The sequence below is a fragment of the Pseudomonas sp. Leaf48 genome, assembly GCF_001421885.1.
Classification (GTDB): Bacteria; Pseudomonadota; Gammaproteobacteria; order Pseudomonadales; family Pseudomonadaceae; genus Aquipseudomonas.
The window spans coordinates 80,077-106,542 of sequence record NZ_LMLH01000031.1 but is presented as its reverse complement, the minus strand read 5'-3'; the positions used below and the strand labels follow the sequence as shown (position 1 = coordinate 106,542).

At 61.9% G+C, this 26,466-nt stretch carries 25 protein-coding genes; 4 read left to right on the top strand and 21 right to left on the bottom strand.

The window, feature by feature from the left end; all coding sequences use genetic code 11:
* Positions 1-241: 241 nt before the first annotated feature.
* A complete protein-coding gene (locus ASE98_RS22380) occupies positions 242-802 on the top strand; it encodes a cytochrome b (protein ID WP_060543492.1) in 561 nt (186 codons plus the stop codon).
* Between the two features lie 127 nt (positions 803-929).
* On the opposite strand, the gene ASE98_RS22375 is transcribed toward ASE98_RS22380, so the two are convergent.
* From ASE98_RS22375 to ASE98_RS22365, 3 genes are all read right to left on the bottom strand, one after another.
* Entirely contained in the window at positions 930-1,856 is a 927-nt protein-coding gene (locus tag ASE98_RS22375) for a 1-aminocyclopropane-1-carboxylate deaminase/D-cysteine desulfhydrase (RefSeq protein ID WP_060543491.1), read from the bottom strand.
* 168 nt (positions 1,857-2,024) lie between these two features.
* Positions 2,025-3,023 carry an acyltransferase family protein gene (locus ASE98_RS22370; RefSeq protein ID WP_060543490.1) on the bottom strand — a complete coding sequence of 333 codons (999 nt, stop codon included), beginning with the start codon at positions 3,021-3,023 and terminating at the stop codon, positions 2,025-2,027.
* 172 nt (positions 3,024-3,195) lie between these two features.
* Positions 3,196-5,235 (bottom strand): NADPH-dependent 2,4-dienoyl-CoA reductase, encoded by a 2,040-nt coding sequence (locus ASE98_RS22365; RefSeq protein ID WP_060543489.1) that lies wholly within the window; start codon positions 5,233-5,235, stop codon positions 3,196-3,198.
* Positions 5,236-5,570: 335 nt separating this feature from the next.
* Here ASE98_RS22365 and ASE98_RS26210 point away from each other — a divergent pair, with 335 nt between their 5' ends.
* Positions 5,571-5,732 carry a DUF2986 domain-containing protein gene (locus tag ASE98_RS26210; RefSeq protein WP_082457613.1) on the top strand — a complete coding sequence of 54 codons (162 nt, stop codon included), beginning with the start codon at positions 5,571-5,573 and terminating at the stop codon, positions 5,730-5,732.
* A gap of 267 nt (positions 5,733-5,999) precedes the next feature.
* Here ASE98_RS26210 and ASE98_RS22360 read toward each other — a convergent pair whose 3' ends face one another.
* From ASE98_RS22360 to ASE98_RS22285, 16 genes are all read right to left on the bottom strand, one after another.
* Positions 6,000-7,040, bottom strand: coding sequence for a Rieske 2Fe-2S domain-containing protein (locus tag ASE98_RS22360; RefSeq protein ID WP_060543488.1), 1,041 nt, complete (start codon positions 7,038-7,040; stop codon positions 6,000-6,002).
* A 178-nt stretch (positions 7,041-7,218) separates the two neighbouring features.
* Positions 7,219-8,595 (bottom strand): DUF1329 domain-containing protein, encoded by a 1,377-nt coding sequence (locus ASE98_RS22355; protein ID WP_082457612.1) that lies wholly within the window; start codon positions 8,593-8,595, stop codon positions 7,219-7,221.
* Between the two features lie 101 nt (positions 8,596-8,696).
* Positions 8,697-9,899 carry a helix-turn-helix transcriptional regulator gene (locus ASE98_RS22350; protein ID WP_060543487.1) on the bottom strand — a complete coding sequence of 401 codons (1,203 nt, stop codon included), beginning with the start codon at positions 9,897-9,899 and terminating at the stop codon, positions 8,697-8,699.
* Between the two features lie 76 nt (positions 9,900-9,975).
* Positions 9,976-11,184: an acetyl-CoA C-acyltransferase gene (locus tag ASE98_RS22345; RefSeq protein ID WP_060543486.1), complete on the bottom strand. Its 1,209-nt coding sequence runs from the start codon at positions 11,182-11,184 to the stop codon at positions 9,976-9,978.
* 7 nt (positions 11,185-11,191) lie between these two features.
* Positions 11,192-11,662 (bottom strand): MaoC family dehydratase, encoded by a 471-nt coding sequence (locus ASE98_RS22340; RefSeq protein ID WP_060543485.1) that lies wholly within the window; start codon positions 11,660-11,662, stop codon positions 11,192-11,194.
* A 10-nt stretch (positions 11,663-11,672) separates the two neighbouring features.
* Positions 11,673-12,458 (bottom strand): SDR family oxidoreductase, encoded by a 786-nt coding sequence (locus ASE98_RS22335; RefSeq protein WP_060543484.1) that lies wholly within the window; start codon positions 12,456-12,458, stop codon positions 11,673-11,675.
* 220 nt (positions 12,459-12,678) lie between these two features.
* Entirely contained in the window at positions 12,679-13,557 is an 879-nt protein-coding gene (locus tag ASE98_RS22330; RefSeq protein WP_060543483.1) for an SDR family oxidoreductase, read from the bottom strand.
* A 57-nt stretch (positions 13,558-13,614) separates the two neighbouring features.
* Positions 13,615-14,766 (bottom strand): acetyl-CoA C-acetyltransferase, encoded by a 1,152-nt coding sequence (locus ASE98_RS22325; RefSeq protein ID WP_060543482.1) that lies wholly within the window; start codon positions 14,764-14,766, stop codon positions 13,615-13,617.
* Positions 14,767-14,769: 3 nt separating this feature from the next.
* Complete coding sequence (locus ASE98_RS22320) at positions 14,770-15,828, bottom strand: acyl-CoA dehydrogenase family protein (RefSeq protein ID WP_060543481.1); 1,059 nt, start codon at positions 15,826-15,828, stop codon at positions 14,770-14,772.
* 10 nt (positions 15,829-15,838) lie between these two features.
* On the bottom strand, positions 15,839-17,002 hold the full coding sequence (locus ASE98_RS22315) for an acyl-CoA dehydrogenase family protein (RefSeq protein ID WP_060543480.1): 1,164 nt from the start codon (positions 17,000-17,002) through the stop codon (positions 15,839-15,841).
* A 9-nt stretch (positions 17,003-17,011) separates the two neighbouring features.
* Positions 17,012-17,764 (bottom strand): enoyl-CoA hydratase family protein, encoded by a 753-nt coding sequence (locus tag ASE98_RS22310; RefSeq protein ID WP_060543479.1) that lies wholly within the window; start codon positions 17,762-17,764, stop codon positions 17,012-17,014.
* Positions 17,761-18,873 carry an NAD(P)H-dependent flavin oxidoreductase gene (locus ASE98_RS22305; protein ID WP_060543478.1) on the bottom strand — a complete coding sequence of 371 codons (1,113 nt, stop codon included), beginning with the start codon at positions 18,871-18,873 and terminating at the stop codon, positions 17,761-17,763. The genes ASE98_RS22310 and ASE98_RS22305 overlap by 4 nt, the downstream gene beginning before the upstream one ends.
* Entirely contained in the window at positions 18,870-19,778 is a 909-nt protein-coding gene (locus tag ASE98_RS22300) for an enoyl-CoA hydratase (RefSeq protein WP_060543477.1), read from the bottom strand. Before ASE98_RS22300 ends, ASE98_RS22305 begins: the two co-directional genes overlap by 4 nt.
* A gap of 15 nt (positions 19,779-19,793) precedes the next feature.
* Positions 19,794-20,591, bottom strand: a complete 798-nt coding sequence (locus tag ASE98_RS22295) for a CoA-transferase subunit beta (RefSeq protein WP_060543476.1) — start codon at positions 20,589-20,591, stop codon at positions 19,794-19,796.
* A 12-nt stretch (positions 20,592-20,603) separates the two neighbouring features.
* Entirely contained in the window at positions 20,604-21,479 is an 876-nt protein-coding gene (locus tag ASE98_RS22290) for a CoA transferase subunit A (protein WP_060543475.1), read from the bottom strand.
* A gap of 12 nt (positions 21,480-21,491) precedes the next feature.
* Positions 21,492-22,382, bottom strand: coding sequence for a VOC family protein (locus ASE98_RS22285; RefSeq protein ID WP_060543474.1), 891 nt, complete (start codon positions 22,380-22,382; stop codon positions 21,492-21,494).
* 194 nt (positions 22,383-22,576) lie between these two features.
* Here ASE98_RS22285 and ASE98_RS22280 point away from each other — a divergent pair, with 194 nt between their 5' ends.
* Complete coding sequence (locus ASE98_RS22280) at positions 22,577-23,749, top strand: acyl-CoA dehydrogenase family protein (protein WP_060543473.1); 1,173 nt, start codon at positions 22,577-22,579, stop codon at positions 23,747-23,749.
* Positions 23,746-24,939: an acyl-CoA dehydrogenase family protein gene (locus ASE98_RS22275; protein ID WP_060543472.1), complete on the top strand. Its 1,194-nt coding sequence runs from the start codon at positions 23,746-23,748 to the stop codon at positions 24,937-24,939. Before ASE98_RS22280 ends, ASE98_RS22275 begins: the two co-directional genes overlap by 4 nt.
* Positions 24,940-25,045: 106 nt before the next feature.
* Here ASE98_RS22275 and ASE98_RS22270 read toward each other — a convergent pair whose 3' ends face one another.
* Positions 25,046-25,675 carry a nuclear transport factor 2 family protein gene (locus tag ASE98_RS22270; protein ID WP_060543607.1) on the bottom strand — a complete coding sequence of 210 codons (630 nt, stop codon included), beginning with the start codon at positions 25,673-25,675 and terminating at the stop codon, positions 25,046-25,048.
* 5 nt (positions 25,676-25,680) lie between these two features.
* Positions 25,681-26,454, bottom strand: coding sequence for an SDR family NAD(P)-dependent oxidoreductase (locus ASE98_RS22265; protein WP_060543471.1), 774 nt, complete (start codon positions 26,452-26,454; stop codon positions 25,681-25,683).
* Positions 26,455-26,466 lie beyond the last annotated feature (12 nt).

The following is a 26,466-nucleotide window of genomic DNA, read 5'->3' as shown; positions in this document are numbered from 1 at the left end:
CGCGCTCTTGTAGGCGCGAGCCTGCTCCCGATGGAGTATCAGTCGACACCGATGTGATTGACACGCCATCGGGAGCAGGCCCACGTCTACAAAGAGCGCGGTGCGTTTTTTTGCCCATCGCTTGATCCAGAGCATTGCGAGGACAATTTGCCCAAGGCAAATCCGCCAGACAGGATTACAGTTAAGGCATAACCGTCAATCAAGAACGGCAGCTATGAACCGGACCTGTGAGGACTAACCTATGCCCTGGAAAAACTCAGCCTCGCGCTACAGCACCGTATCGATCACGCTGCACTGGTTGATGCTGGTCCTGCTGGCGGTGGTTTACGCCTGTATCGAACTGCGCGGATTCTTCCCCAAAGGAAGTGGCAGCCGCACGCTGATCGTCGAGTCGCACTTCATGCTCGGCCTCACCGTATTTGTATTGGTCTGGTTGCGGTTAATCGCCCGCAGCCTGGGCCCGGCGCCGCAGATCTTTCCGGCTTCGCCCCAATGGCAGACCCTGCTGGCCAGATTGATGCACTGGGCGCTGTACATCTTCATGATCGCCATGCCGCTACTTGGCTGGCTGGTGACCAGTGCCAAGGGCAACCAGGTGATGTTCTATGGCTTCGACCTACCGCTGCTGGTGGCCGAAGACAAGGAACTGGCCCGACAGATCAAGGAATGGCATGAACTGGGCGGTACCATCGGCTACTGGCTGATCGGCCTGCATGCCTTGGCCGGGCTGTATCACCATTATGTGGTGGGCGATAACACCCTGCTGCGGATGATGCCCAAGCGGGTGAACCGCGATTCCTGAAACAAGCGATAACCCAAATGTGGGAGCGGGCTTGCTCGCGAATGCGGTGTGTCAGTCGCATTAACTTTTGCCTGACACACCGCATTCGCGAGCAAGCCCGCTCCCACACTTGGATCTCCACAGTCTTTCAGCTTTGTGTTTCGAAGCCACGCCGCCCTTGCAAGCCGCCGGTATGGATGAAGATCAGCCGAGTCCCCGGGGCGAATTTACCCCCTTCAACCTGTTGCCTGAGCGCCAGCAGCGCTTTGCCGGTGTACAGTGGTTCGAGGGGAATGCCACTGGCCTGCTCGCACTGTTCGATGAACCCGATCAATTCCGGATCCACCCTGGCAAAACCACCACGGCTGGCGTCGAGTAATTCATAAGCCGGATCGCTCAACCCCGCCTCCTCGATGATCGCCTCCACCTGCTGGGCCACACCATGATCTTCGGGCACCGCCAGCGCACCGTAGACCGGGTGTTTCCCCGCCTCGGCCAATACCAGCCCGGCCAGGGTCGTGCCGGTGCCGCAGGCCAGCCACCAGCCGTCATGGTCGCTCCAGCCCAGGTCCTGCAGTTGGTCGTCTACCATGGTCTTGAGCTGCTTGCAGCCCTTGGCGCCCTGCAGCCCACCGCCACCTTCGGCAACGGCAAGCAGGTCGGGATACTGCGCCTGCCATGGCGCCCAGAAACCCGCGGTATGTCTCGCTCTGTAACCTGCGTAGCCAAGCCAGTGCAGTTGCATGCCGAACGCCTGCAAATCCTTGATCGTGGCCGTTTCCTGAGGATGCCCGCGCAGTAGGCCAACGGTGCGAAAGCCGAAGCGTTTGCCCGCCGCAGCCAGCGCATGCAGGTGGTTGGAGTGCGCTCCCCCGAGGCTGATGATGCCCGCGGCACCGACGCGGTCAGCGGCCTTGAGGTGTTCGATGAGCTTGAACCATTTGTTGCCGCTGATCAGCGGGTCGATCTGGTCAAGGCGCAAGATCGCGACTTCGATGCCGGCATTTTTCAGCCAGTCTAGATGAAGGGGATCGAGGGAGGCTTGGGGGAGCCAGTGTGCGGGAGGAGAAAGCATCGGCGTGTTGGACTGAGTTGAATACCAGCGCGGACCCAGGATTGCGGGCAATGAAGGGAACAGGCGGGCACAGGTGAGGATGGTCTGGGAAAATCCGGTGGCAGCCCCTTACATAAAACGGCGTGATGATATCGGGCAAGTTAGCCGCAACTCCAGGCCCCACTCACATCATGCCGCTATTTCACGGTCCCGCGATTGTGCCACACCATACCTCACCCTGGCCCGAAGCGCATGACGAAGCGTCAAGGCGGGCCGTTCAACGTAGTAGTACGAAACGCCGCTCAGTACAAACGACAGGCCCAGCACGATGGCAACGATGTACCCATCATAGGCAACCGGCCAGAAGGCGCGCAGAAAGTACATCACCACAAAGTGATTCAGGAACACCCCGTAGCTGATATTCCCGAGGAACTCGTCAACCCGGTGAAACCTGAGTTTCGTCAGCAAATACACGACGGGCACACCCAACGCCAGGCCGGCAGTCACTTCGGCATTGAACGGCCGGCGCTCGACCACACCGGCCATGATCGCCAGGAACATCAGCGCCGCCGCCACCGCGGTACCGCCCGCTATCGCCAATCCCTTCGCCTGTGGTTTGTACAGGTAGCTGCCGCACAGAAACATGAACAGGACGCCCGGCAATAGTCGGTAGCCGTACAGATCGGTGTTGATCAAGCCAAGATACGCGGCCATGAAGACCACAACCGACAGGGCAAACGCGACTCCCCGCAGCTTGTAGATAATCAGGAAGGGGATCGCCAGGTAGAAGCACATCTCAAGCCCCAGCGACCAGGCCGGTGGCAGGATCTCTACCCCGGCCGCCCCGAACATGTAGAAGCCAAGGGGCACAATAGGAAGGCTTGCAGCGATATTCCCGAGCGTCAGGTCAGCAGCCTGGGGCGTACCTGGCAGCAGGAAATAGATCACCACGCAGGAGATGACGAAGTAGAACAGGAACTGCGGATACAGCCGCAAAGCCCTGTCCATGTAGAACAGACCGACGTTCCCCGGCGCCTTATAGTGGCGCTCGATCAGCGAAGTCATCACGAAACCGCTGATGATCAGGAATGAAATCACGGCGACCACGCCGGGGTTCAGACCTGCGAACGTCTTGCCCATATGAGAAACGGCCACCAGAACGGCCAATAACAGACGATAAGCTCCCACTTTTACCCCAAAACGTCCTTGTAGTCATGGCACGCAAACTACGATATTTTGCGCCGCAAGAACAGGCTTTCGCTACAGAACCAGCCTCCCGCTCGCTCAAAGACCGCCTTCGCGAAACACCGCCCTAGGCAGGTCGGCGCTCCAACGAAAGCCTCGGGTACCAGGCGCTTTATTAAAGCTCTGCCGCCAACCGCGAACCCTGATTGATCGCCCGCTTGGCATCCAGCTCTGCCGCGACATCCGCGCCGCCGATCAGGTGCACCTTCTGCCCCGCCGCGACCAGACCTTCGTGCAATTCACGCAGCGGATCCTGCCCCGCGCAGATCACGATATTGTCCACCGCAAGCACTTGCGGCTCGCCGGTTTCGCCGATGCGGATGTGCAGGCCGTCTTCGTCGATCTTCAGGTATTCGACGCTGTTGAGCATCTGCACCTGCTTGTTCTTCAGACCGGTACGGTGAATCCAGCCGGTGGTCTTGCCCAGGCCGTCGCCGACCTTGGATTTCTTGCGTTGCAGCAGGAACACCTCGCGGGCCGGTGCATGGGGCTGCGCCTTGATACCGGCGACACCACCGCGCGCCTCGAGGTGCGTATCGATGCCCCACTCTTTCCAGAAAGCCTCGCGGTTCTGGCTGGTGGCCTCACCCTGGTGAACCAGGAACTCCGACACGTCAAAACCGATCCCACCGGCACCAATCACCGCAACACGCTTGCCCACCGGCTTGCGCTGCAGGATCACATCCAGGTAGCTCAGCACCTTGGCACTCTCCACGCCTGGAATCGCCGGCACTCGCGGCGCAATGCCGGTGGCCAGAATGATCTCGTCGTAACCGCCTTCGACCAGTTGCGCCACATCCACGCGGGTGTTCAGGCACACCTCGACGTTAGTGGTCTGCAATTTGCGGTTGAAGTAGCGAATGGTCTCAAAGAACTCTTCCTTGCCCGGCACGCGCTTGGCGATGTTGAACTGACCACCGATTTCGCTGGCCGAATCGAACAGCGTGACCTGGTGACCGCGCTCGGCGGCCACGGTCGCCGCAGACAGACCGGCAGGGCCTGCGCCGACCACGGCGATTTTCTTCAACTGCTGTACCGGCAGATAATTGAGTTCGGTTTCATGGCAGGCACGCGGGTTGACCAGGCAACTGGTCAGCTTGCCGCCAAAGGTGTGGTCCAGGCACGCCTGGTTGCAGCCGATGCAGGTGTTGATTTCATCAGCGCGGCCTTCAGCGGCCTTGTTGACGAAATCCGGGTCGGCAAGGAACGGCCGCGCCATGGAAACCATGTCGGCATCGCCCTCGGCCAGAATCTGCTCGGCCACTTCCGGGGTGTTGATGCGGTTGGTGGTGATCAACGGAATGCTCACCGAACCCCGCAGCTTGGCCGTGACCTTGCTGAACGCCGCGCGCGGCACCTTGGTGGCGATGGTCGGGATCCGCGCTTCGTGCCAGCCGATACCGGTGTTGATGATGGTCGCACCGGCCTGCTCGATGGCCTTGGCCAACTGCACGATTTCTTCCCAGGTGCTGCCGCCTTCCACCAGATCGAGCATCGACAGGCGGAAAATGATGATGAAATTCGGGCCGACCGCTTCACGTACGCGACGGACGATTTCCACCGGCAGGCGCATACGGTTTTCGTAGCTGCCGCCCCAACGGTCGGTACGGTGGTTGGTGTGCGCCGCAAGGAACTGGTTAATGAAATAACCTTCGGAACCCATGATTTCCACACCGTCGTACTCGGCCTGTTGGGCCAGGGTCGAACAGGTGACGAAATCGCTGATCTGTTTCTCGATGCCTTCCTCGTCCAGCTCTTTTGGCTTGAACGGGTTGATCGGCGCCTGGATCGCACTTGGCGCTACCTGTTTCGGGCTGTAGGCATAACGCCCGGCGTGAAGGATCTGCATGCAGATCTTGCCGCCTGCCTCGTGCACCGCACGGGTGACGATGCGGTGCTTGAGCGCCTCTTCCTCGGTGGTCAGCTTGGCCGCACCGGAATACACGCCACCCTCGTCATTCGGGCCAATACCACCGGTTACCATCAGGCCGACACCACCCAGGGCGCGCTCGGCAAAGTACGCCGCCATGCGCTCGAAGCCACCCGGCTTCTCTTCAAGACCGGTGTGCATCGACCCCATCAGGGTGCGGTTACGCAGCGTGGTGAATCCCAGGTCCAGCGGAGCCAGCAGGTGCGGGTAATGAGCGGCGGTCATCGGTAACTCCACATCGAACGATCACGGAAAATGCGGGAGCTCTACGGCGCCCGTCAGTCATGTTCGACAGACTAAGAGTCGGGAGGCTGCCACTCAATGACCGGAAGTGACAAGTTAATGATCGAAATGCGCAGCAGTACGCGCCACTCCGGCGGGCCCGATGCCAGTGTCGGCTTATAGCAGCGGCCTTCCATACGCTGGTTTAGCTGGTCGGCAGGTGCGCGGGGCAATTTGCAATAGCCACAATTGCCTACAAGCCCCGCCTCACCGGACGGTAAGGCCAGGCAAGGGCTACGCTGATATCATTCAAACACTTACAAGCGAGATGGAAAAACATGAACCGTCAAAAAAAGCTGCAACAGTTGTTCAAGGCCAAGGCCAAAAAGGCCAGCGCCAAACTGGCACCGAAAAAGCCTAAATACATCAGCAAGGCTGACCGATTGAAACTGGCCGTTGAATCTCCTGACGCCTCGGTCAGTTCCCCTAGCGAAAATTGATCCAGTTCGGAACGCTCGAACTCATCGCCACACAACTCGCGTAACGTTTGCAGGCCTTGACGCTGGCGGGTTCCGGCGGCACGGAAACCAACACGGTAAATACCAGGAAAAACAGGATCAAAAACGGAACACAATAGGCGAGATGACTTTTTATTTTCATTGTCAGTGCTCTCATGGCCTGTGAATCGAAACTGCGTGGGCAGTCCCCTTTATAACGGCGCCTTCGCGTGAGCGATGCAGATCTCTCGAAGGCGCCCTGTTGCCCTGTCAGCGCTCGTCCACCGTAATGAACTCGCGGCGCTGCGCCATGAACGCAGGCACGTCGTCCTCATTGGTGAAGAACTGCTCGTACCACTCACGCAGCTGATACACCGGGCCATCGGTTTCTGCCAATACCGGCTTGTCGATACGAATTTTGTGCTTCCAGATCACCACGTCCTGGTAGAACGAGTCACGGTTACCTTCGACATAGGCCCTGGCAACTTCCTGGTTCTGCTCTTCGGTCCATCCCGGCACTCGCTTGACCATGCAACCGAAGCGCAGGTCGAAACTGTTTGGCGTCACCGGCACGTGGCTGTTGAGCAGAATGGCGTGGATCCGCGCGTCGCCGAACATCGAACTGATATGCGTGAAGTGAGTGGCTGGCCCGTAGTAAGCCGATGGCGCAATCAGGTCGCCGCCCAGGCGCTCGGAGTCGCCATGGAAAATCTGATGGCCGATATGGCCTTCGAAGACGTTGGCGAAGTACTTGGTCGGCGTACCGTGCACCGGCCCGAAGTGCTGGGCATCCACCAGGTTATCGACCAACTCCCGTGGGTTGGTTTCGATGTGCATGGTGTCGATGTTCCAGTCATGAATCCAGTCCGGATCGTCCATCTCCGGCAGGTGTGGAATGACCACACCCTCTTTTGGCGCACGGCCCTCCGGGTTGTTCCAGACGAACAGCAGATTGTTTTCCTCGCAGGTCAACCAACTGCGGGTCTTGGCCTTGGGTGGAATGCGCTTGCAGTAAGGGATCTCCACGCATTTGCCACCGGTGTCGTACTTCCAGTGGTGGAACGGGCACACCAGCCTGTCGTTCTCGATGGTGCCCTGAGACAGGTCGGCGCCCATGTGCGGGCAATAGGCATCCAGAATGCTGATGTTGCCCTGGCTGTCGGCAAAAGCCACCAGGCGGGTGCCGAAGACTTCCAGGGTATGCGGCTTGCCATCACGGTAATCGCTCGCATTGCCCAGGCAGTGCCAGCCGCGCGCGTAACGGTGGGTACGCTGGGCGTTCTCGATGTTGATTTCAGCGAGTTTGGTCATTGTTATTGTTCCTCGAATGCAGCCTTGGGGGCAGGCAATGCCCCCAAGAAATACAGGGTGATCCCATGGCGAACATCATTAAGCAGTCGCGCAAGCAGATCATCGTTCAATTGGACTAGATCAAATGCGACCTACTCTCAATCGGCGCCCATGGCACAACGGGCGCCGTACTTGCCGGTTACTGGCCGAAACGCCGCGCGGCCTCGGGGCCAAAGTCGCGGGGGCTGAAGCCGGGTTTGTTCAACAGGTAACCGTTGCGCTGCTCATTGATCAGGTTGAACGCCAGGTAGCTGCCGGCATTGAGGTCGTAGTACAGGCCCACACCCGCCTGCTGACGCTGACTTTCGTAGGCGTAGAAGTAGTTGACCATCGAGGTGCGCCACAGCTCGCCCCGGTTGTCGTAGTTATCGGCGAGCATCGGGAACCAGGTGTCTTCGTCGACATACAACTTGCGTTTGCCATACAAGTGGCGATAGCCCGGCTTGAGTGTGCCTTCCAGTTCCCAGACCCGATGGCGCTCATAACGCATGGCCTCGGGGTTGATGTGGCCGGGGGTCAGCAGGTCGGCGTACTTGAGATTGCCTGCATGCAAGCGATAGGTGTTGTAGGGTATGTACATCTCGCGCTTGCCGACGATCTTCCAGTCGTAGCGCTGGCCGGAACCGTTGAACAGGCGCACTTCGTCCACGGTGATCGAGCCTCCGCTGCCGGGGAACGACATGTCGAAACCATAGCCTGGCGACTGGCGCACGCGACGGGTGCCCGGATCGTAACGCCAGGCCTGGCGCGGTTCGGTCTTGTCGTTCCAGAACTCAGTGCCTGTATTGATCTCACCCTTGTCCCGTTGTGGCAGCAGGGTTTCATTTAGATAGAACGACGAGTTGCCGATGGTTTCGCCAATCTTGCCAGGCTCTAGCGACGGTGCCAGGTTGCGCGAATGCACGCGGCCCCAGTTGATGTTGCCGTCCTTGAGCACATAGGCGTTATCGGAGACATATTCCTCGGTCCAGGCGCGCAAGGTAAAAGTCGAGGCGTTCTTCAACAGCTCCAGGCCGCTGCGCGGTACCGGGAACGGTGTACCGCCGGTTTTGCCGACCACCCCTTCGCCATCATCCACCAGACGTGCCACGCTGGCGTTCTCGCGAGTGGCCTGGCAAACCGCGTCGTTGTAACGGAAATCCCGATGCGAGGGATAGACCGGCATTTTGTAGGTGCCTGGGTACAGCTTGAACAGGGCTTTCTGGCCATCGGACAGGTAGGCGTCGTGTTTCGCGATGTTCTGCGCGGTGATCACAAACAGCGGTTTTTCGTCCGGGTACGGATCCACCGGATGGTTGCCTGTGCCCTTGAAATCAACGTGGGGTGGTGCACCCAGCCACTTGCCGCTGAAGGCCGGAATGCTGCCGTCGGCATTGCCGGCCTTTTCCGCACCCAGGCACGTCAAGTCGTTGCCCAGGCGCGGGATGTCCTCTGGTGCGGCATTCACCGTGCCCACGGCACAGCATCCCAACAACAAGGTCATGGCCCAGCCAGAGGCCTGATTACTGCCGGTCATTTTTATTCTCCTTGGATTCGACAACGGTTGCCCAGTATCGACAGGCCAGGAAGCCGGCAGCATCGTCCGCACGGACTAACGCATTTTACCGCAGCCACGCCTCACAGCCGGGCCCCGTCCTGCTGCGGCGCACCCAGCGCCACCACGCTGTTGAGCATGATCCGCACCAGCTCGGTCTGACGCCGCACGCCGGTCTTGGAAAAAATCGAACGCAGGTGCGCACGCGCGGTATTACGCCGGATGTTAAGCAGTTCCGAGGCTTCCTCCAGCGACAAGCCGTTGGCCAATTCCAGGGCCAGCGCGGTTTCCGCCGGGGTCAGGTTATACAGTTGCGACGTCAGCACCGTGCTCACCAGCGACTTGCTCACCGCATCGCGCACATACACCACCACCGTCGGCTTGCCGGTGCCTTCGAGCAGATCCCGGGAGGGAATCAACTCCACCACAACCCCCAGGCTGACCTGCCCTGAAGGACGGGAAATCGACGTCGCCTCGGCCAACTGCACGCCCTTGGCGGTGCCCTGCCTGGCACGCTGGAAGGCGTTGCGTACCAGGCGCGTCAACTCGCGATTGTCACTTGGGTAGGTCGCTTCCAGCCGCCCGCCCACCACCTTGAGGCCGTCCTGACTGGCGAGAATGTCCCGTGCCACGGGGTTGAGTTGCACCACGCTGCCGTTTTCATCGAGCACGATAGTCGCCACCGCGAGGCGGCTGATCGTCTGCGAATACAGACTGCCGAGGGACTCGCTGCGGTCGAGCAACGAATACATGTGCAAGGTCCGGCGCAGGTGCGGCAGCAACATGGCACACATGGCCCGCTCGGTGTCACCGAAAGCTGGTTGACCCCGGGGCCGATTGATCCGGAAACGCACCGTGCCGCCATCCGGCATGCGGATATCGGCACCGAGCATGTGGTAACAATCGTAGGGTTGGCAGTACAGCAGGTAAAACGCCGAACTGGCCCATTCGGCATCGCTGACCAGCTCATCGATGGTGAACACGGTGTCGGTGGGCAAGCCATCGAACAGGGTGGATTTGGCGTAGTAGGCGTAATGGTTGATCCCGCCCTGCCCCAGTTCGATATCACCGGCGACGACCATCGGTGACAGCAGCGGCTCATCCTGGACCCGCAGGATCAGAGTCACGAAATTGGCCTTGAACAAGCCGCGGATCTCGCGCAGCGAGTCGCTCAGGCAGCGGGTGTTCATCGCCGCTTCGTAGATGTTGCCGATGATCCGTTCGTATTCGGCCAGCTCCAGGCCCATTTGCGCCAGGACCTGTGCATTGGGCATACAACTTTGCATAACCATTCCCCAGCAGCGGGCCCGACCGGCGGGCCCCCATGGATTGAATCGAAACAGAGGCGGCGCCCCGCTCGTCTCACGGCAGCTCGAAAAGGCCGGCGGCGCCCATGCCGCCACCGATGCACATGGCGATCACTACATAACGCACGCCGCGCCGACGACCTTCGAGCAAGGCGTGACCAACCATCCGCGCGCCGGACATACCGAAGGGGTGCCCGATGGCAATCGCCCCGCCATTGACGTTCAGGCGTTCGGCCGGGATCTGCAGCGCGTCGCGGCAATGCAAGACCTGGCTGGCAAAGGCCTCGTTGATCTCCCACAGACCGATATCCGCCACCCCCAGGCCAAAGCGCTTGAGCAGTTTGGGAATGGCGATTACCGGGCCGATGCCCATTTCCTCAGGCGCGCAACCGCCCACGGCAATGCCGCGGTAGATGCCCAGTGGCGTCAACCCGCGACGCTTGGCCTCGGCTCGACTCATCAGCAGACTGGCCGCGGCACCGTCGGAGAACTGCGAGGCGTTGCCGGCGGTGACGAACTCGCCCTGCTCGATCCATTTGCCGTCCTTCCACACCGGCTTCAATCCCGCGAGGTCTTCCAGGCGCGTATTGGGCCGGTTGCACTCGTCACGCAAGACCTGCACGCGTTCATGGCCATTGGGCTGACCATCGGCGGCGAACAACAATTTGTCCACGCTCAGGCCGACGATTTCCTCGTCGAACAGACCGTCGCGCTGGGCGGCAGCGGTGCGCAGCTGGCTTTGCAGCGAGTATTCATCCTGGGCGGCGCGGCTGATGCCGTAGCGGCGCGAGACGATCTCGGCGGTTTCGATCATGGGGATGTAGGCGCTGGGCATCACCTGCAGAACGGCTTCGGATTGCGCGCGAAAGCTGTTTTTGTGTTTGGTCTGGGTCAGCGATAGCGACTCCACACCGCCGCCGATGGCGATGCTCATCTCGCCGGTCATGATGCCCTTGGCCGCGACGCCGATACTCATCAGTCCCGAGGCACACATCCTGTCCAGGGCCATGCCCGGCACGCTGTCCGGCAAACCGCCGGTGTAGGCACAGAGCCGTCCGATGTTATAGGCCTGGGTGCCCTGCTGGACCGCTGCGCCCATGATCACATCCTCGACGTCAGCAGGCTCGATACCAGCGCGCTCGACCACTGCGCGCACAACATGGCCGCCCAGCACCGGGGCTTCGGTATCGTTGAACGATCCGCGAAACGACTTGGCCAGCGCGGTACGGGCGGTGGCGACAATGACAACTTCATTCTGGTCCATGGGCAACTCACTCGGAAATAGGGTTGAAGGTGTAGCGGCTGATGGTGTCGATCACGCAGCCCGGGCGCGCCTGGCCCTCGACTTCCATGGTCATGCGCACGACCAGTTGCACGGCGTCGCCCAGAGTTTCGGCGCGGATGATCCGGCCACTGCCGCGCACCCGCGAATCGACCTTGACCGGTGCCGGGAAGCGCACCCGGTCGCTGCCATAGTTGACGCCCATGGCCATGTTTTCGATGTTCATCAACTGCGGCATGAACAGATTGGCCAGGGACTGCGTCAGGTAACCGTGGGCAATGCAGGCACCAAAAGGACCGCTGGCGGCGCGTACCGGGTCGACATGAATCCACTGGTGATCACTGGTGGCTTGGGCAAACAGATCGATGCGGTGCTGGTCAATGGTCAGCCATTCGGTGTGGCCCAGGTCCAGGCCCTCGGCCGCAAGCAACGCCTGGGCACTACTGAAAACGTGACTCATGTGGCAATCCTCAAGCTTGCTGGGAACTGACGGACAGCACTTCGCCAACCATGTAGGAGGCGTAGTCGCTGGCCAGGAACATCATTACGTTGGCCACTTCCCAGACCTCGGCGGCGCGACCGAACGCCTCGCGCCCGGCCAGGCTCGCTAGCAGCTCTTCGCTGGAGGCTTTCTTGAGGAAATCGTGCAGGGCAATCGATGGCGACACGGCATTGATGCGCACGCCGAACTCGGCGGCTTCCAGGGCACTGCAACGGGTGAACGCCATCACCCCTGCCTTGGCGGCGGCATAGTGAGCTTGCTCTTTCTGTGCCCGCCAACCGAGCACCGAGGCGTTGTTGACGATGGCCCCGGCGCCACGACGCTGCATGTGCGGCAACATCGCCCGGGTCATGCGGAAGGTGCCGGTCAAGGTCACATCCAGCACCCGCAACCACTCTTCGTCGCTCATATCCATAACGCGCTTCTGGCCACCCAGGCCGGCGTTGTTGATCAACACATCGACCCCGCCCAGGGCCTCTTCGGCAGCAGCCACCAAGGCCTGGACTTCGTCTTCGATAGTCACATTGCACACCTGGCCATAAATCGCCTGCAAGCCAGTCTCGGCCTTGAGACGCTCCACTGCCTCCTCCAGCCGCCGCGCATGCACATCAGAAATCATCAGTGCCCGACAGCCTTCCTCGGCACTGCGGCGGGCCGCCGAATAACCGATACCGGCACCGGCAGCAGCGGTAATCAACACTGATTTTCCAGCCAGCAATTGATGACCGGGAACATAAGGGGGGGCTTGTTTCACAGCGTCTACCTCCGAAGAAATCAATACGCTGCATTTGTACGGAGAGGGCGTTGCGGGCGCATCGTCAAAATGGGGTATGGCGGCGGCAGGATGCTGCAAAAAAAATTGACTGTTGCAGGAGCGAGCCTTCTCGCGATAGACCTGAAGACGACGCGTTTATCCACAAACACGCGTTATCGCTAACGTCCATGTCGAGCAGGTTCGCACCAACAGGGGGGGCTCAACTCCCCCAGACTTTCTGCGCCTTTGGCGCTTCGGCGAGAATGGCGTCCACTGCCGCGCCGATTTCATCGACCTGCCACAACGCGCCTTTGTCGCGAGTGACCCCGGTGCGCCAGCCGTCACCGAGGGAGATTCGCCCGCCCTGGCTTTCGAAGATCTGGCCGCTGATGTGCGCCGATGCAGGGCTACCCAGCCACACGACCAGCGGCGCGACGTTCTCCGCTGCCCAGGCGTCGAAGCTGCCGTCATCGGGTTTTTTCACCACGTCGGGCATGGCGCTCTCGGTCATCGAAGTGCGTGCGGCCGGTGCCAGCGCGTTGGCAGTAACGCCGTAGCGGGCCAATTCCGCTGCTTGCACCAGGGTCAGGGAGGCGATACCGCCCTTTGCCGCCGAATAATTGGACTGCCCCACCGAGCCCTGCAGGCCGGCGCCGGAGCTGGTGTTGATGATCCGCGCGTCGACCGGCGTACCGGCCTTGGCCAGATCGCGCCAGCGACGACCAAGGATATTGGCCAGGCAGTAGTGACCCTTGAGGTGGACGCGCATGACCATGTCCCAGTCTTCTTCACTGAGGCTGATAAACATGCGGTCGCGCAACACTCCGGCGTTGTTGATCAGCACATGCACTTCACCGAACGCTGCCAATGCCGCATCGACAATACCCTGCGCAGTGGCCAGGGTGGTGATGTCGTCACTGTTGGCAATCGCCTGCCCACCGTTGACGCGGATCTCCCCCGCCACGTCTTCTGCAGCCTCGGCGCGAATATCGTTGACCACGACATTGGCCCCTTGGGCGGCGAACGCCAGGGCGTAGGCGCGACCGAGGCCACCGCCGGCCCCGGTGATGATCACGGTGCGGTCTGCACAGATAGCCATGTTTGACTCCTTGATAAATAGCTGGCCGCGCGCCGGAAGCGGCGGCCGCAAAAAAAATTACAAGCGTTCGATGATGGTCACGTTGGCCTGGCCGCCGCCTTCACACATGGTTTGCAAGCCATAGCGGCCACCGCTGCATTCCAGTTCATTGAGCAGCGTGGTCATCAGTCGTGCGCCGGTCGCGCCCAACGGATGGCCGAGGGCAATCGCACCGCCATTGACGTTAGTGCGCGCAGGGTCGTAATCCAGCTCCTTGGCCCAGGCCATGACCACCGAGGCAAAGGCTTCGTTGATCTCCACGCGGTCGATGTCGGCCATGCTCAGGCCGCTTTTGGCCAAGGCCCGGCGGGTAGCCGCAATCGGGGCGGTGAGGTGCCAGATCGGATCGTCACCGAGCACCGTCAACTGATGAATCCGTGCCCGTGGCGTCAGGTCGTAGCGCTTGAGCGCCGCCTCGGACACCACCAGCAACGCCGCCGAGGCGTCGCAGGTCTGGCTGGAAACGGCCGCGGTGATCGAGGGAAATTGCGGGTCCACCGGTTGCAATTCGGCCATCTTCGCCAAGCTGCTGTGGCGCGGGGTTTCGTCCACCGCCAGGCCCTGGCAGCTGACGATTTCCCGGGCAAAGCGGCCACTGGCGATGGCCGCCAAAGCGCGTTCGTGGCTTTGCAAAGCAAACGCTTCCATTTGCTCGCGGCTGATCTGCCAGTGATCGGCAATCCGTTGTGCCGCGTAGAACTGGTTCACTGGCTGCTGGCCAAACCGCGCGCGCCAGCCGACGCTGCCCGAGAACGGGTCAGCAAAACCCAGCGGCTGGCCGGCGAGCATTGCCGAGGAAATCGGGATCTGGGTCATGGTCTGTACCCCGCCCACCGCAACCACATCCTGGGTGCCGCTCATCACCGCCTGCGCGGCGAAGTGCAGCGCCTGTTGCGACGACCCGCACTGGCGATCGACTGTGGTGCCGGGCACCGTCAGGGGTAAACCGGCGGCTAGCCAACTGGTGCGCGCGATATCGCCGGCCTGGGAACCGATGGTGTCGACGCAACCGAATATCACGTCGTCATAATCTTCCGCAGGGATCGCATTGCGCTCCACCAGCGCCTTGAGCACATGGGCGCCCAGGTCAATCGCGTGGATCTCGCTCAGCCCTCCCTTGCGTTTGCCGGTAGGGCTGCGCAGTGCATCAACAATGTAGGCCTGTGCCATGACTCATTCCTCGAAAGTATGCCCCGGCCCCAGGCCGGTGGCGTCGGCGAACAGGTAGTCGCTGACACGGGTTTTGTGGAAGCCGCGGTCCCCCCAGGACGCATCGAGGGCCCAGGCTCGCTTCATGAACATTTGCAGATCCACTTCCCAGGTGTACCCCATCGCACCGTGCACCTGGATACCTTTGCGCGCGGCAATCCAGCTCGCCTCATTCGCCGCCAGACGCGCTTGGGAAACCCAGACGCCAGCGTTGACGTCCCCCCGAGCCAAGGCATGGGCGGCGCGGTACAGCACCGGCTTGGCCTGTTCGATGTAACGGGCCACGTCGGCCAGGTGATGTTTGACCGCCTGGAAACTGCCGATCGGTTTGCCGAACTGTTTGCGTTGGGCCACGTAGTCCACCGACAGGTCCAGCATGCGCTGCGCCAGCCCTAACAGTTGCCCGGCCACCGACAGCGCGCCACGGTCCAACAGGCGTTCCTGCAAAGCCCGACCCTGCTCGCCACTGGCCACGCAGGTCGCCGCGGACGGAGTCCAGCTCACCCGGCCCAGACGTCGCGAAGCATCGATGCTCGGGTGGTTTTCCACGTCCACTTCGGTTCGCGGCACCACGTGGATGTCGTCGCCGTCGGTGAGTATCAACACTTCGGCCAGTTGCGCGTCGCTGACCAAGGCATTGACAGGATGACTGATTGCCATGCGCAAACTGCCATCGGCGATCCGTGGCAACAGATCGGCGCGGGCGGGATGCCCCGCGGGCAGAGCGGCGAGCAAGCCACTGGCGACATAGGCGGTGTCGGCCAAGGAATCAGGAATGGCGTAGTAACCCAGATCCTGGGTCATCAGCGCCCAGGTTACATCGTCCATGCCAAGGCCACCTTCAGCCTCGGGCACCGACAAAGCGGTCAGGCCCTGATCAGCGATCTTGTTGCGCAAGTCCCGAGAGCGCCCGGCATCGGTCTCCCAGATTTCCCTGAGCATTTCCGGTGCGGCTTCGGTCATCAGGAAACGACTGATGGCTTCGCGGAACGCCAACTGGTCATCGTTAAAAGTGAAGTCCATGGGCGGCTCCTTATTTCGGCAAGCCGAGCATCCGCTCGGCAATGATGTTGCGCTGGATTTCGTTGGTGCCGGCGTAGATCGGGCCGGATTGGGCGAACAGAAAGCCCTCCAGCCAACCCGCCGCATCACCCGCCTGCGCGCCCTTGTCCAGCAGTTCTCCACGCGTGCCGAGAATGCGCATGGCGGTCTCGTGCATCTTCAGGTCCAGCTCCGACCAGATGATTTTGTTGATGCTCGACTCGGCGCCGACCTGCTCGCCTCGGCTCAAACGCCCGACGGTGTAATAGGCCGACAGCGCGTAGGCCTCGGCGCCCATCCAGGTCTCCAGTACCGCCTCGCGCAGACCCGGGTCGCGGTCGGCACTGGCGCGGTTCGCCTTATACAGTTCGACCAGCTTGCGTGCCGTGGCCTGGAAACGCGCTGGGGAACGCAACAGCAGCCCGCGCTCGAAACCGGCGGTGGCCATTGCCACGTGCCAGCCTTGTCCTTGGTCACCGATGCGGTTGGCCACCGGCACTCGCACATCGTCGAAAAACACTTCGGCAAAAGCATCTTTGCCATTGAGCGCCTTGATCGGGCGAATGCTCACCCCCGGCGTGTCCAGCGGCACCATGATGAACGACAGGCCGTGGTGACGAGCCGATCCTGGCTCGCTGCGGAACAGGCCGAACAGCCAGTCGGCGTAGATCGCCCGGGTCGACCAGGTTTTCTGCCCATTGATCACGTAATGATCGCCGTCGAGCAGCGCCTTGCTGGTGATCGCCGCCATGTCGGAACCGGCGTTGGGCTCCGACCAACCTTGCGCCCACATGTCCAGGCTGGCGGCCATGCGTGGCAGGAAACGCTTTTTCTGCTCCGGGGTGCCAAATTCCATCAGCGTTGGCCCCAGCAGCAACTGGCCGTTCTGGTTGACGCGCATCGGTGCGCCAGCACCGTAATACTCTTCCTCGAAGATCAGCCACTCGATCAGGTCGCTACCGCGACCGCCAAGTTCGGCCGGCCACATCACCATCGACCAGCGGCTCTCGAACAGCTTGGCCTCCCAGGCGCGGTGCTGTTCAAAGCCTTCGCGAGTGTCATAGCTCGCCAGGGGCTCGCGTGGCAGGTTGGCCGCCAGCCAGGCACGGACTTCGGCGCGGAAGGCGTTTTGCTTGGGGGTATAAGTCAGGTCCATGGCGTTATCTCAGAACTTGGCGTCGCGTTTTTCGACGAAGGCCCGGCGCGTTTCCGCAGAGTCCGGGCTGCTGTAGGCCTGCATGGTGAAGCCCTGTTCCCATCGGTATTTATCTTCCAGGTTGCCGTCTTCGATACCGTTCAAGGCTTCCTTGGCGATGCGGATCATCGCCGGGCTCTTCTCGGCGATTTTCGCCGCGATGCCCAGGGCGGTTTCGCGCAACTGGTCCTTGCTGACGACGCGCTCGATAAAGCCGTATTGCAGCGCTTCTGGAGCGCCGATGCTGTCGCCGGTAAAAAACAGGTATCGGACTTTTTGCACCGGGAACAGGCGCTGCAGATGCGCACCTCCGCCCATGGCGCCGCGGTCGACTTCCGGCAAGGCGAAGGTCGCGCAGTCGGAGGCGAGGACGATGTCCGCCGCCCCGGTGATGCCGATGCCACCGCCCAGGACGAAGCCATGGACCGCGACAATCACAGGCACCGGGTTGCGGTGCACGGCCTTGAAAGTGGCGTAGTTACCGGCATTGACCTCGACTATCCGCTCTGGATATTGGTCCAGCTCCTTGATGTCGACCCCGGCGCAAAAGCCGCGGCCTTCGGCGCGGATGACGATCACCCGTACCTCGGGGTTGGCCCCGAGGGCTTCGATTTCCCGCGCCAGGGCGTGCCATTGCTGACTGTCGAGGGCATTGACCGGGGGCTTGGCGATCACCAGCTCGGCGATCCCCTGATTGAGTTGTGTGGTAAATGCCTGGTTCACAGGGGCTCTCCAATACTGGCGGGGTGGTTCGAGGTGTGTGTCTGGCTGCGCGCAAGGAGCGCGTCCAGGCACTGCTGGGCCTCGCTGGCGATGCCTTCGATGACTTCGCGGCAACTGAGCAACTCGCCGATAGCGGCCGCGACCTGGCCACTGGGCAGGATGCCCTCGTCCGGGGCGCCATCGACCATCGAGCGCTGCAACAGCACCGGCTGGTTAGCTGCCATCACCACTTGCGACAACTGCGACGGGTCTTCACGCAACGCGCTGAGGAAGACTGCAGCCATGTGCCCCAGGCTCATGCCGGTCTGCTGTTTCCACTGCCACGCGCTACCCAGGGCAATACGCAAGCGACCGAAGGGGCCTGCCTGCTCCAGGTGATTGATGAAGCGGTTTTCGATCATGCGGTGGCGCATGCCATCCACTGCCGTGGTCACGCGCACCCGCTGCGGATCGTTGACCTTCAGGTAGCGTTCCAGGGTCGCGGCCGGGGTCGGCGATTCGCGGGTCATGAGAAACCGCGTGCCCATGGCGATGCCGGCGCCACCGGCGGCCAGCACCGAGGCCAGGCCACGGCCTGTGGCGAAACCACCAGCGGCGATCACCGGCACCTTGACCGCCGACAGTACCTGGGGCAGCAGGATGGAACTTGGCACGCCGCCGGTATGGCCGCCGCCCTCGCCGCCCTGGATAGTGATCAGGTCGGCACCCAGTTCCACCGCTTTGAGTGCATGCTTCAAGGCGCCGACGGTGGGAATGCACAGCACCTTGGCCGCCTTGAAGCGCGCGATGGTCTGCTTGTCCGGGCCGCGCCCGTAACTCACGGCGCGCAGGCGATACTTGATCGCCAGGTCGACGCACTGCGCGGCGTTGTCCTGGAACATATGGAAATTGAGCCCGAAGTTGCTGGTGCCGGTGGCGTCGATCACCTTGCGGATTTCGCCTTCCAGTTCATCAGCCGCAATGGTCGCCCCGGCCAGGAAACCGAAGCCCCCGGCCTGGGTCGTGGCGATCACCAGGTTGGCGTCGGCGACCCAGCCCATGGCGGTTTGCACTATCGGATAACGGCAACCAAGGGCCTCGGTCAGCGGAGTATCCAGCCAGCGGTTCATTGGCTGTTGTCCTCGGCCTGCTTGTTGGCCCGGGCCATGCCCTTGGCATCGAAGCCGCCCAGTTTGTCGCCGGACAACAGCTCGTTATGGGCATGGGCAAAGTGGTGCCAGGCGAACACTGCATCCATTGCGGTGCGCTTGCCTTGCAGGTCCTCGACGTGATTGATCGCCTGCTTGGTCAGGGCCAGGCCCATGCGCGGCTGGCGGGCAATGCCGGCAGCCAGGGCATAGGTGGCCGACTCCAGTTCTTCACGGGTCACCAGGCGGTTGACCATACCCACTTGCCAGGCCCGGTTGGCGCTCATTCGATCACCGGTGAAGAGGAATTCCTTGGCGATGCGCGGATTCATTTCATAGGGGTGGGCAAAGTACTCCACCCCTGGAATACCCATGCGCACCACCGGATCCTGAAAGAACGCGTCGTCGCTGGCGACGATCAGATCGCAGACCCAGGCCAACATCAGACCACCTGCGATACACGCGCCATGGACCATGGCGATGGTCGGCTTGGGCAGTTCACGCCAGCGCCGGCACATTCCCAGGTACACCTCCTGCTCGCGGGCATACAACTGCTCGCCACCGGGTTTGTTGGTGTGATCCCACCACAGGTGCGCGCGCTCGAACGGCTTGTCGATGTCGCGCCCGGGGGTACCGATATCATGTCCCGCCGAGAAGTGCTTGCCGTTGCCCCGCAGGACGATGACCTTGACGCTGTCGTCGTTCACCGCCTGGCGAAAGCAGGCATCCAGGGCGTAGGTCATCTGCGAGTTTTGCGCATTGTTGAAAGTCGGCCGGTTCAGCGTCAGCGTGGCGATACCCTCGGCCACGCTGTACAGCACCGGGGTGTCCGTCTCATAGACGGCGTTGTCCTGGCGGACGATGAATTCACTGTCGCTGCTGTGCATGCTCGCCTCCTTGTCTCAAACCGTACGGATACCGGGGGGGTTGCCCTTGATCGCCGTGGCGCGGTAATCGTGGGGGTCGAGTCGACGGATCAGGGCCAACTGCTCAGGGGTGGGATGCACGGTTTCTTGCAAATGCGCGAACTTGAGCAACGGGAAGCCGGTGTTTTCCTGGACCTGCTCGAAACTCACCCCTGGGTGCAAAGAGCGCACCTGCACCGCACGTTCCGGGCCATTGAAATCCATGACGCACAGGTCGCTGACCACGCAATGGATGTCCATCAAGTCGCGGCGCGCACCTTCGGGCCAACGCTCGGCCTTGAAGCCGACACCGCTGACCATGTCCACTTCACCGCTGACGAAAACCCGGGTGTTATGGCTGGGCACGAAGAATGAGTTGAGGTGATTGATGCTGTTGCCGGGCAAGCCACGCACGCCAAGGATCGCAGTCTTGGGCTTTTGATAATCGCCGACGCAGGATAGGTTGGTCTGGCCCCAACGGTCGATCTGGGTCGGGCCGATCATCGCGTGACGGCGCCCACCCCATACGCATTCGAAGACGCGCTCGAACGACATGTAGCCCGAGTAGCGCGGCACGTAGTCGCCACGCGGGCCCAGCGGGATCGGCTCTTCGACCAGGAATGCCTCGCTGTCGGTCATCAGCAGTTCCGGGCTGTGGGTCAGTTTGGCCAGGCTGGCACCCAGGCGCGGGATCACGCCCAGGCCCGAGGCAATCAGTTCACCATTGCCACGCCAGGCTTCGGAGGCGGCAACAATCATCAGTTCAGCGAGAGTGAAATCACAGGTTGCAGACATAGTCGCTACTCCTCAGAACAGGGGAAGGGGCAAGGCGCCCATGGATTCGGCACCGCCGTTCTGTGCCTGATAGGTCTGTTCGCCACCGGTGACGAAGGTCTGCACATAGTCTTGCCAGCCGTTTTCCGCCTGGCTGCTGGCGACATAGCTTTTCAGGTGCTTGAGGTCCCAGCCATAATCGGGGGCGCAAAGTGTCGGATGCGCACCGAACGGCGCATGCACCACTCCGCTCACCAGGTAACGCTCGAAGGTATTGAAGCGGGCTTGATCTGCGTTCAATTCCAGGCGCTCTTCGAGGCGCTCGCAGGAGACAAAGCACTGCTTGGCGGCACGGGCGAACAGGTGGTCGAAATACGGGTCCGGCCCGGTCAACAGGCAGTTGCCCAGGCGGTCGGCGACGTTGGCATGCACGAACGCCACGTCGAGATTCAGCGCCGGCATGGCCAGCAACACCTCGCCATCGGCGTAGGGCGACTGGATTGTCTTGAGCTCTGGATTCAGGCGCGTCACATCAGTGGCCAGGCCACAACGGGTCGGCAGGAACGGCAAGCGCATGCCGGCCGCGCGCAGGCCCCATTGGAACATGCCTTCGTCCAGCTCCATCAGCTCCAGCTCGCCGGCTTCGCGAGCCTTGCGGTAGTAAGGTTCCAGCGGAATGGCATCGAGAGTGGCGAAGCCGAACACCAGCTTTTTGACCTTACCGGCGGCGCACAACATGCCCACTTCCGGACCGCCGTACGCGACCACGGTCAAGTCCTTGACCGGTGAACGCAGGATCTCGCGCACGATGGCCATCGGCTTGCGCCGCGGGCCCCAACCACCGAAACCGATGGTCATGCCATCGCGCAATTGAGCGACCGCATCGGCCGCTGTCAGTTGTTTGTTCATTTTGATCACTCCTTACTGTTGGCCGACCGAAAAGTCGTGCCCCCAAATGCTCACGCGGGTGAATTCGAACGCTGAATGTTCAGCCCAGTCGACTTGCAACCCACCAAAGCCGTACTCGAGATCGAAACCGGACGGCGTCTTCATGTAGAAACTGGTCATGCGGTCATTGAGGTGCTGGCCGAGGGTGGCCGACAGGCGCACGTCATGGGCGCGCAGACGGTCATGGGCACGGCCGACTTCGGTCATCGAGTCGACCTCGACCATCACGTGCACACAACCTGAGGGCACCGGGTACTCGGCCAGGGCCAGGCTGTGGTGGCGCGCATTCTGGCAATGCAGGAAGTGAATGCGGATCGGCGGGGCCGACGGGTCGGGACGGAAGTTGAAAATGTCCGACAGCTTGAAGCCCAGCACATCCTTGGCGAACGCCAGGGTGGCGTCGAAATTCGGTGCCGGCAGCACCGCGTGGCCCAGGCCCATGTCGCCGGTAATGAAGCGCGGTACGCCTTGAGGCGAGATGAACGGCAGGCAGTCAGAGCGATGGCCCCAGCTCAGTTCATGGCAGTTGCCCGATGGATCGGTGACCTTGACCAGCGCCTGTACGCCACGCTGCTCGATCTCGTCGGCAGAGCCCGGCTGCCATTCGATGCCGGCAGCGCTCAGGTGCTCAAGTGCGGCCTGGAACGCCGGCTCGTTGGCCAGCTCCCAACCGCAAGCCAGAAAACGCGCCTCGCGGCCTTCGACGATCAGCATGCGAAAGGGACGCTCGTCCATTTTCACGTACAAGCCACCGCTCGGCGCTTGCTGTACCTGCATGCCCAGCACGTCTTCGGCATAACGCTGCCAATGGCTGAGGTTTTCGATCTGCGAGACGAAATAGCTCAAACCGCGAATGTCGATCATGCCTTGGTCCTCGTTGGCTGGATGGCTTACGTGGCAGGCATTGTGCTAAGCGCCATCTTGCGCTTCATCGTCCGTTGAGACTAAGCCCCTTCAGGAGAACGATGATGCGTCGTTCCTAGTCCGTTTTAGTGATTCGAACACCACCACCACCGCCCCAGACTCGCGCATCCTTCCGCCTTGCAGAGACCGCCCCCATGGAGTTCGCTTTTACCGAAGAGCACCTGATGATTCGCGACAGCGCCGAGCGTTTTCTCGCTCAGGCCAGCGACTCGCATGCCGTGCGCGCCGCTATGAACCGCCCGGATGCGCATGACCCCGAGGTTTGGCGGCGGATCGGCCAGGAGCTGTATTGGCCCGCGTTGATGGTGCCCGAGCGCTTTGGCGGCATGGGCCTGGGTTTTGTCGAACTGGCGATCCTGCTGGAGCAAAGCGGTCGCTACCTGCTGGGCTCGCCACTATTCGCCACGGCGTGCCTCGCCACGCCGGCCCTCTTGCTGGGGCACAACGAGAGCGTGCAAGAGCATTGGCTGGGGGCGATTGCCGCCGGCGAAACCCGCGCCACCCTGGCCTTTGCCAGCGTTCCAGGACTCGAGGCATGCAGTGTTCAAGCCGTGGCCGAGCCGTGCCCGGGAGGTTGGACCCTTGAGGGTCAGTACACACAAGTCATCGATGGCGCCTCGGCCGACCTGCTGATCGTCGCCGCCCGTGCCCCTGGTTCACAGGGCGAACATGGCATCAGCCTGTTCGTCTTGCCTGGCGATTCGCCGGGTGTGATCCGCACGCCCCTGGCTACTCTTGACCAGACCCGTCGCCTGGCACGCATTGAACTGCATCGGGTGTCGGTCGGCGAGGCACAGTTGCTTTGCGGCCCCGAGCAAGGCTGGGCGGTGCTGCGCGACACCCTGCTGATCGCCGCCATCGGGCTTGCTGCCGAGCAAACGGGCGGCGCGCAACAGGCCTTGGACCTGACCCTGGCGTACATTGCCGAACGCCGACAATTCAAACGCACGATTGCCAGTTTTCAGGCGATCAAACACCGTTGTGCCGACATGATGCTGCAAGTCGAGTGCGCCCGTTCGGCGGCCTACTACGCCGCCTGCGTGGCTCAGGAACGCCTCGACCCGAATGGCGATGCCGCTGTGACCCGCGAACTTGAGCAAGCCGCCGCGACCGCGAAAATCCATGCCAGCGAAGCGTTTTTCCATTGCGCGGCCGAGTCGATCCAGCTGCATGGCGGCGTCGGTTTTACCTGGGAATACGACCCACACCTGTACTTCAAACGAGCCCGCGCTGGTGAGCATCTGTTGGGTAGCCCGGCGCTGCACCGCGAGCGTCTGGCCGCGCACCTTTTGGGAGAGAAAGCATGAAAATCGGTTTCAGTGGTGCAGATGAAGTGTTTCGCGAGGAGGTCGCCCAGTGGCTGGCCGAACACCTGAGCGGCGAGTTTGCGCCGTTGCGCTTTCGCGGCGGCCCGGGGGATGAGCACAGTTTCCCTGAAGAGCGTAAAGCCTGGGAACGCCGGCTTGCCGGCGGTGGCTGGATCGGCGTTGGCTGGCCGAAGGAACACGGCGGACGCGGACTGTCGATCAGCCAGCAGGTAATCTTCCACGAGGAATATGCCCGCGCCGGTGGCCCCGGGCGCATGGGCCATATCGGCGAAGGCCTGGTCGGCCCGACACTCGCTGCCTTCGGCACTGCGGCCCAACAGCAACGCATGTTGCCCGGCATCCTCGACGGCAGCCAGTTCTGGTGCCAGGGCTACTCGGAGCCGGGTGCAGGCTCGGACCTGGCCAACGTGCAGACCCGGGCGAAGCTGGATACCACGGGCGAGCACTGGTTGATCAGCGGGCAAAAGGTCTGGACCTCCCTGGCCCACGAGGCCGACTGGTGTTTCGTGCTGGCGCGCACCGAACCTGGCAGCCAGGGCCATCATGGTTTGTCGTTCCTGCTGGTGCCGATGGCCCAGGACAGCATCCGCGTGCAACCGATCCAGCAATTGACCGGTACCAGTGAATTCAACGAGGTGTTCTTCGACCAAACTGTTACCCATGCCGACAACCTGATCGGTCAACCGGGCGATGGCTGGAAGATTGCCATGGCACTGTTGGGGTTCGAGCGCGGCGTATCGACGCTGGGCCAGCAGATGCAGTTCCACAACGAACTCGACGAAATCATCCGCATCGCCCGCGCCAACGGCACTGCCCGCGACCCGCTATTGCGCCAGCGCATCGCCCAGGCCTGGGCCGGTCTCAAGGTGTTGCGCTACAACTCACTGCGCATGCTTTCAGGTCCGCAAGACGGCAGCCTGAGTCGTGAAGCGATGATCTACAAACTGGCCTGGTCCACCTGGCACAGCGATCTGGGCAAACTGGCCATGGATGTGCTGGGCGATGCCGGGGAAATCCTCGACGCCGCGCCCTACCAGCTCAGCCGCCTGCAGTCGCTGTTTCTGTTCACCCGCTCCGATACCATTTACGGCGGCAGCAATGAAATCCAGCGCAACGTGATTGCCGAACGGGCGCTGGGCATGCCGCGCGAAGCACGGGTAAACGCATGATCTGAACAGTTCTACAAACCTGAGGGAGCGAGCCGGCTCGCTCTCAAGGGGGTATGCCGTCACGCAAGAAAAAAAGGGCGGCACCTGCACGGGCCGCCCTGATTGTTCAGCGCACCCGTATTTTCGGGTCGTGCGCCCCACGGCGCAGGGTGCTGAGGAAGCCTTCCAGTGGTGCCGGCTCGGCGATCTGCGGCAAAGCGTCCTTGTCCGGACGTTGCGCCCAGAACGCATCCCACGACGGAAACAACTCATGGAAGGTGCCGGCGTACGGCTCACGCCCTGGCCAACGCATTTTCAGGCCGCCAATTGGTGGCTTGTTCAGGTCGGTCGCGTACCAGTAGCACGGCAAGCGGCGACGGAAGCACCAGCGCCCGTCGATCCGCTCGTAGTCGTCCCAGTACAGCATCTGCATGATCACCCATTCGGGACCGGTTTCATGCTCGTTCTTGGAATAGACCACACCTGTGGCGTGATCGGCATCGCTGAACTCGATGATGTGCTGCCCCAGGTGATGGGAAGTGCCGTGGAACTGCTTGCGCATGGTTTCGTCCAGCCACACCTTGAGGTGCGCGCGACCGCTCTTGTCGCGGCCCACGCGCACGTCCGGGGCGAAGCAGTTGGCCATTGCATCCATGTCACGCATGTCCAGAGCCAGGGCGTACTTGCCTGCCAGTTGGCGGATAGCGTCCAACGACTCCAGGCGGTCTATGCGCTCAAGCAGCGCGGCGGATTCCAGGCCCATCAGTCGAGCACCGTGTACAGGTCCGAACCGCGTCCGCCGTCCACGGCCAGGCTGGCACCGGTGACATACGAAGCCTCGTCGCTGGCCAGGAACAGGATGGCGTTGGCCAACTCCACCGGCAGGCCGACCCGTTTCATCGGAATTACTTTTTCGGTGTTGCCGCGAGTCTTGGCGTCGCCCAGCATGCCGGCTGTGGCCGGGGTGTCGACCACGCCCGGGATGATCACGTTGCAACGAATATTATTGGGCGCACCTTCACTGGCCGCCGCCCGGCTGAAATTGATCACAGCGGCCTTGGCCGCCGAGTAACCAGCCATCCACGCGGTGCCGAACAGGCCACAGATCGAAGCGATGTTGACGATCGAACCGCCCCCCTGCTCCTTCATCAACTGCATCGCCGTGCGGGTGCCCCAGAAGGTGCCGTCGACGGTGGTGGTGAAGTTGGCGTGCCAGTCGGCGGTGGTCATGGTGTCGATGCCACCCCAAGTGTAGGCCATCGCGTTGTTGACCAGAATATCCAGGCGACCGTGGCGCTGAGCCGTGGCTTGCAACGCGCCGACGTAGGCATGCTCATCGCTGACATCGGCCACGGCGATCTCGGCCTGGCCACCTTGGGCACGGATTTTTTCCAGCACGCCTTGCAGCGGCTCGATGCGGCGCCCGCACAGCACCACCGTCGCACCCTCTTCGGCGAATCGCAGTGCAGTGGCTTCGCCGATGCCGGAACCGGCGCCGGTAACGAAGGCGATTTTTCCTTGTAAACGCTTGCTCATGGGTGACTCCCT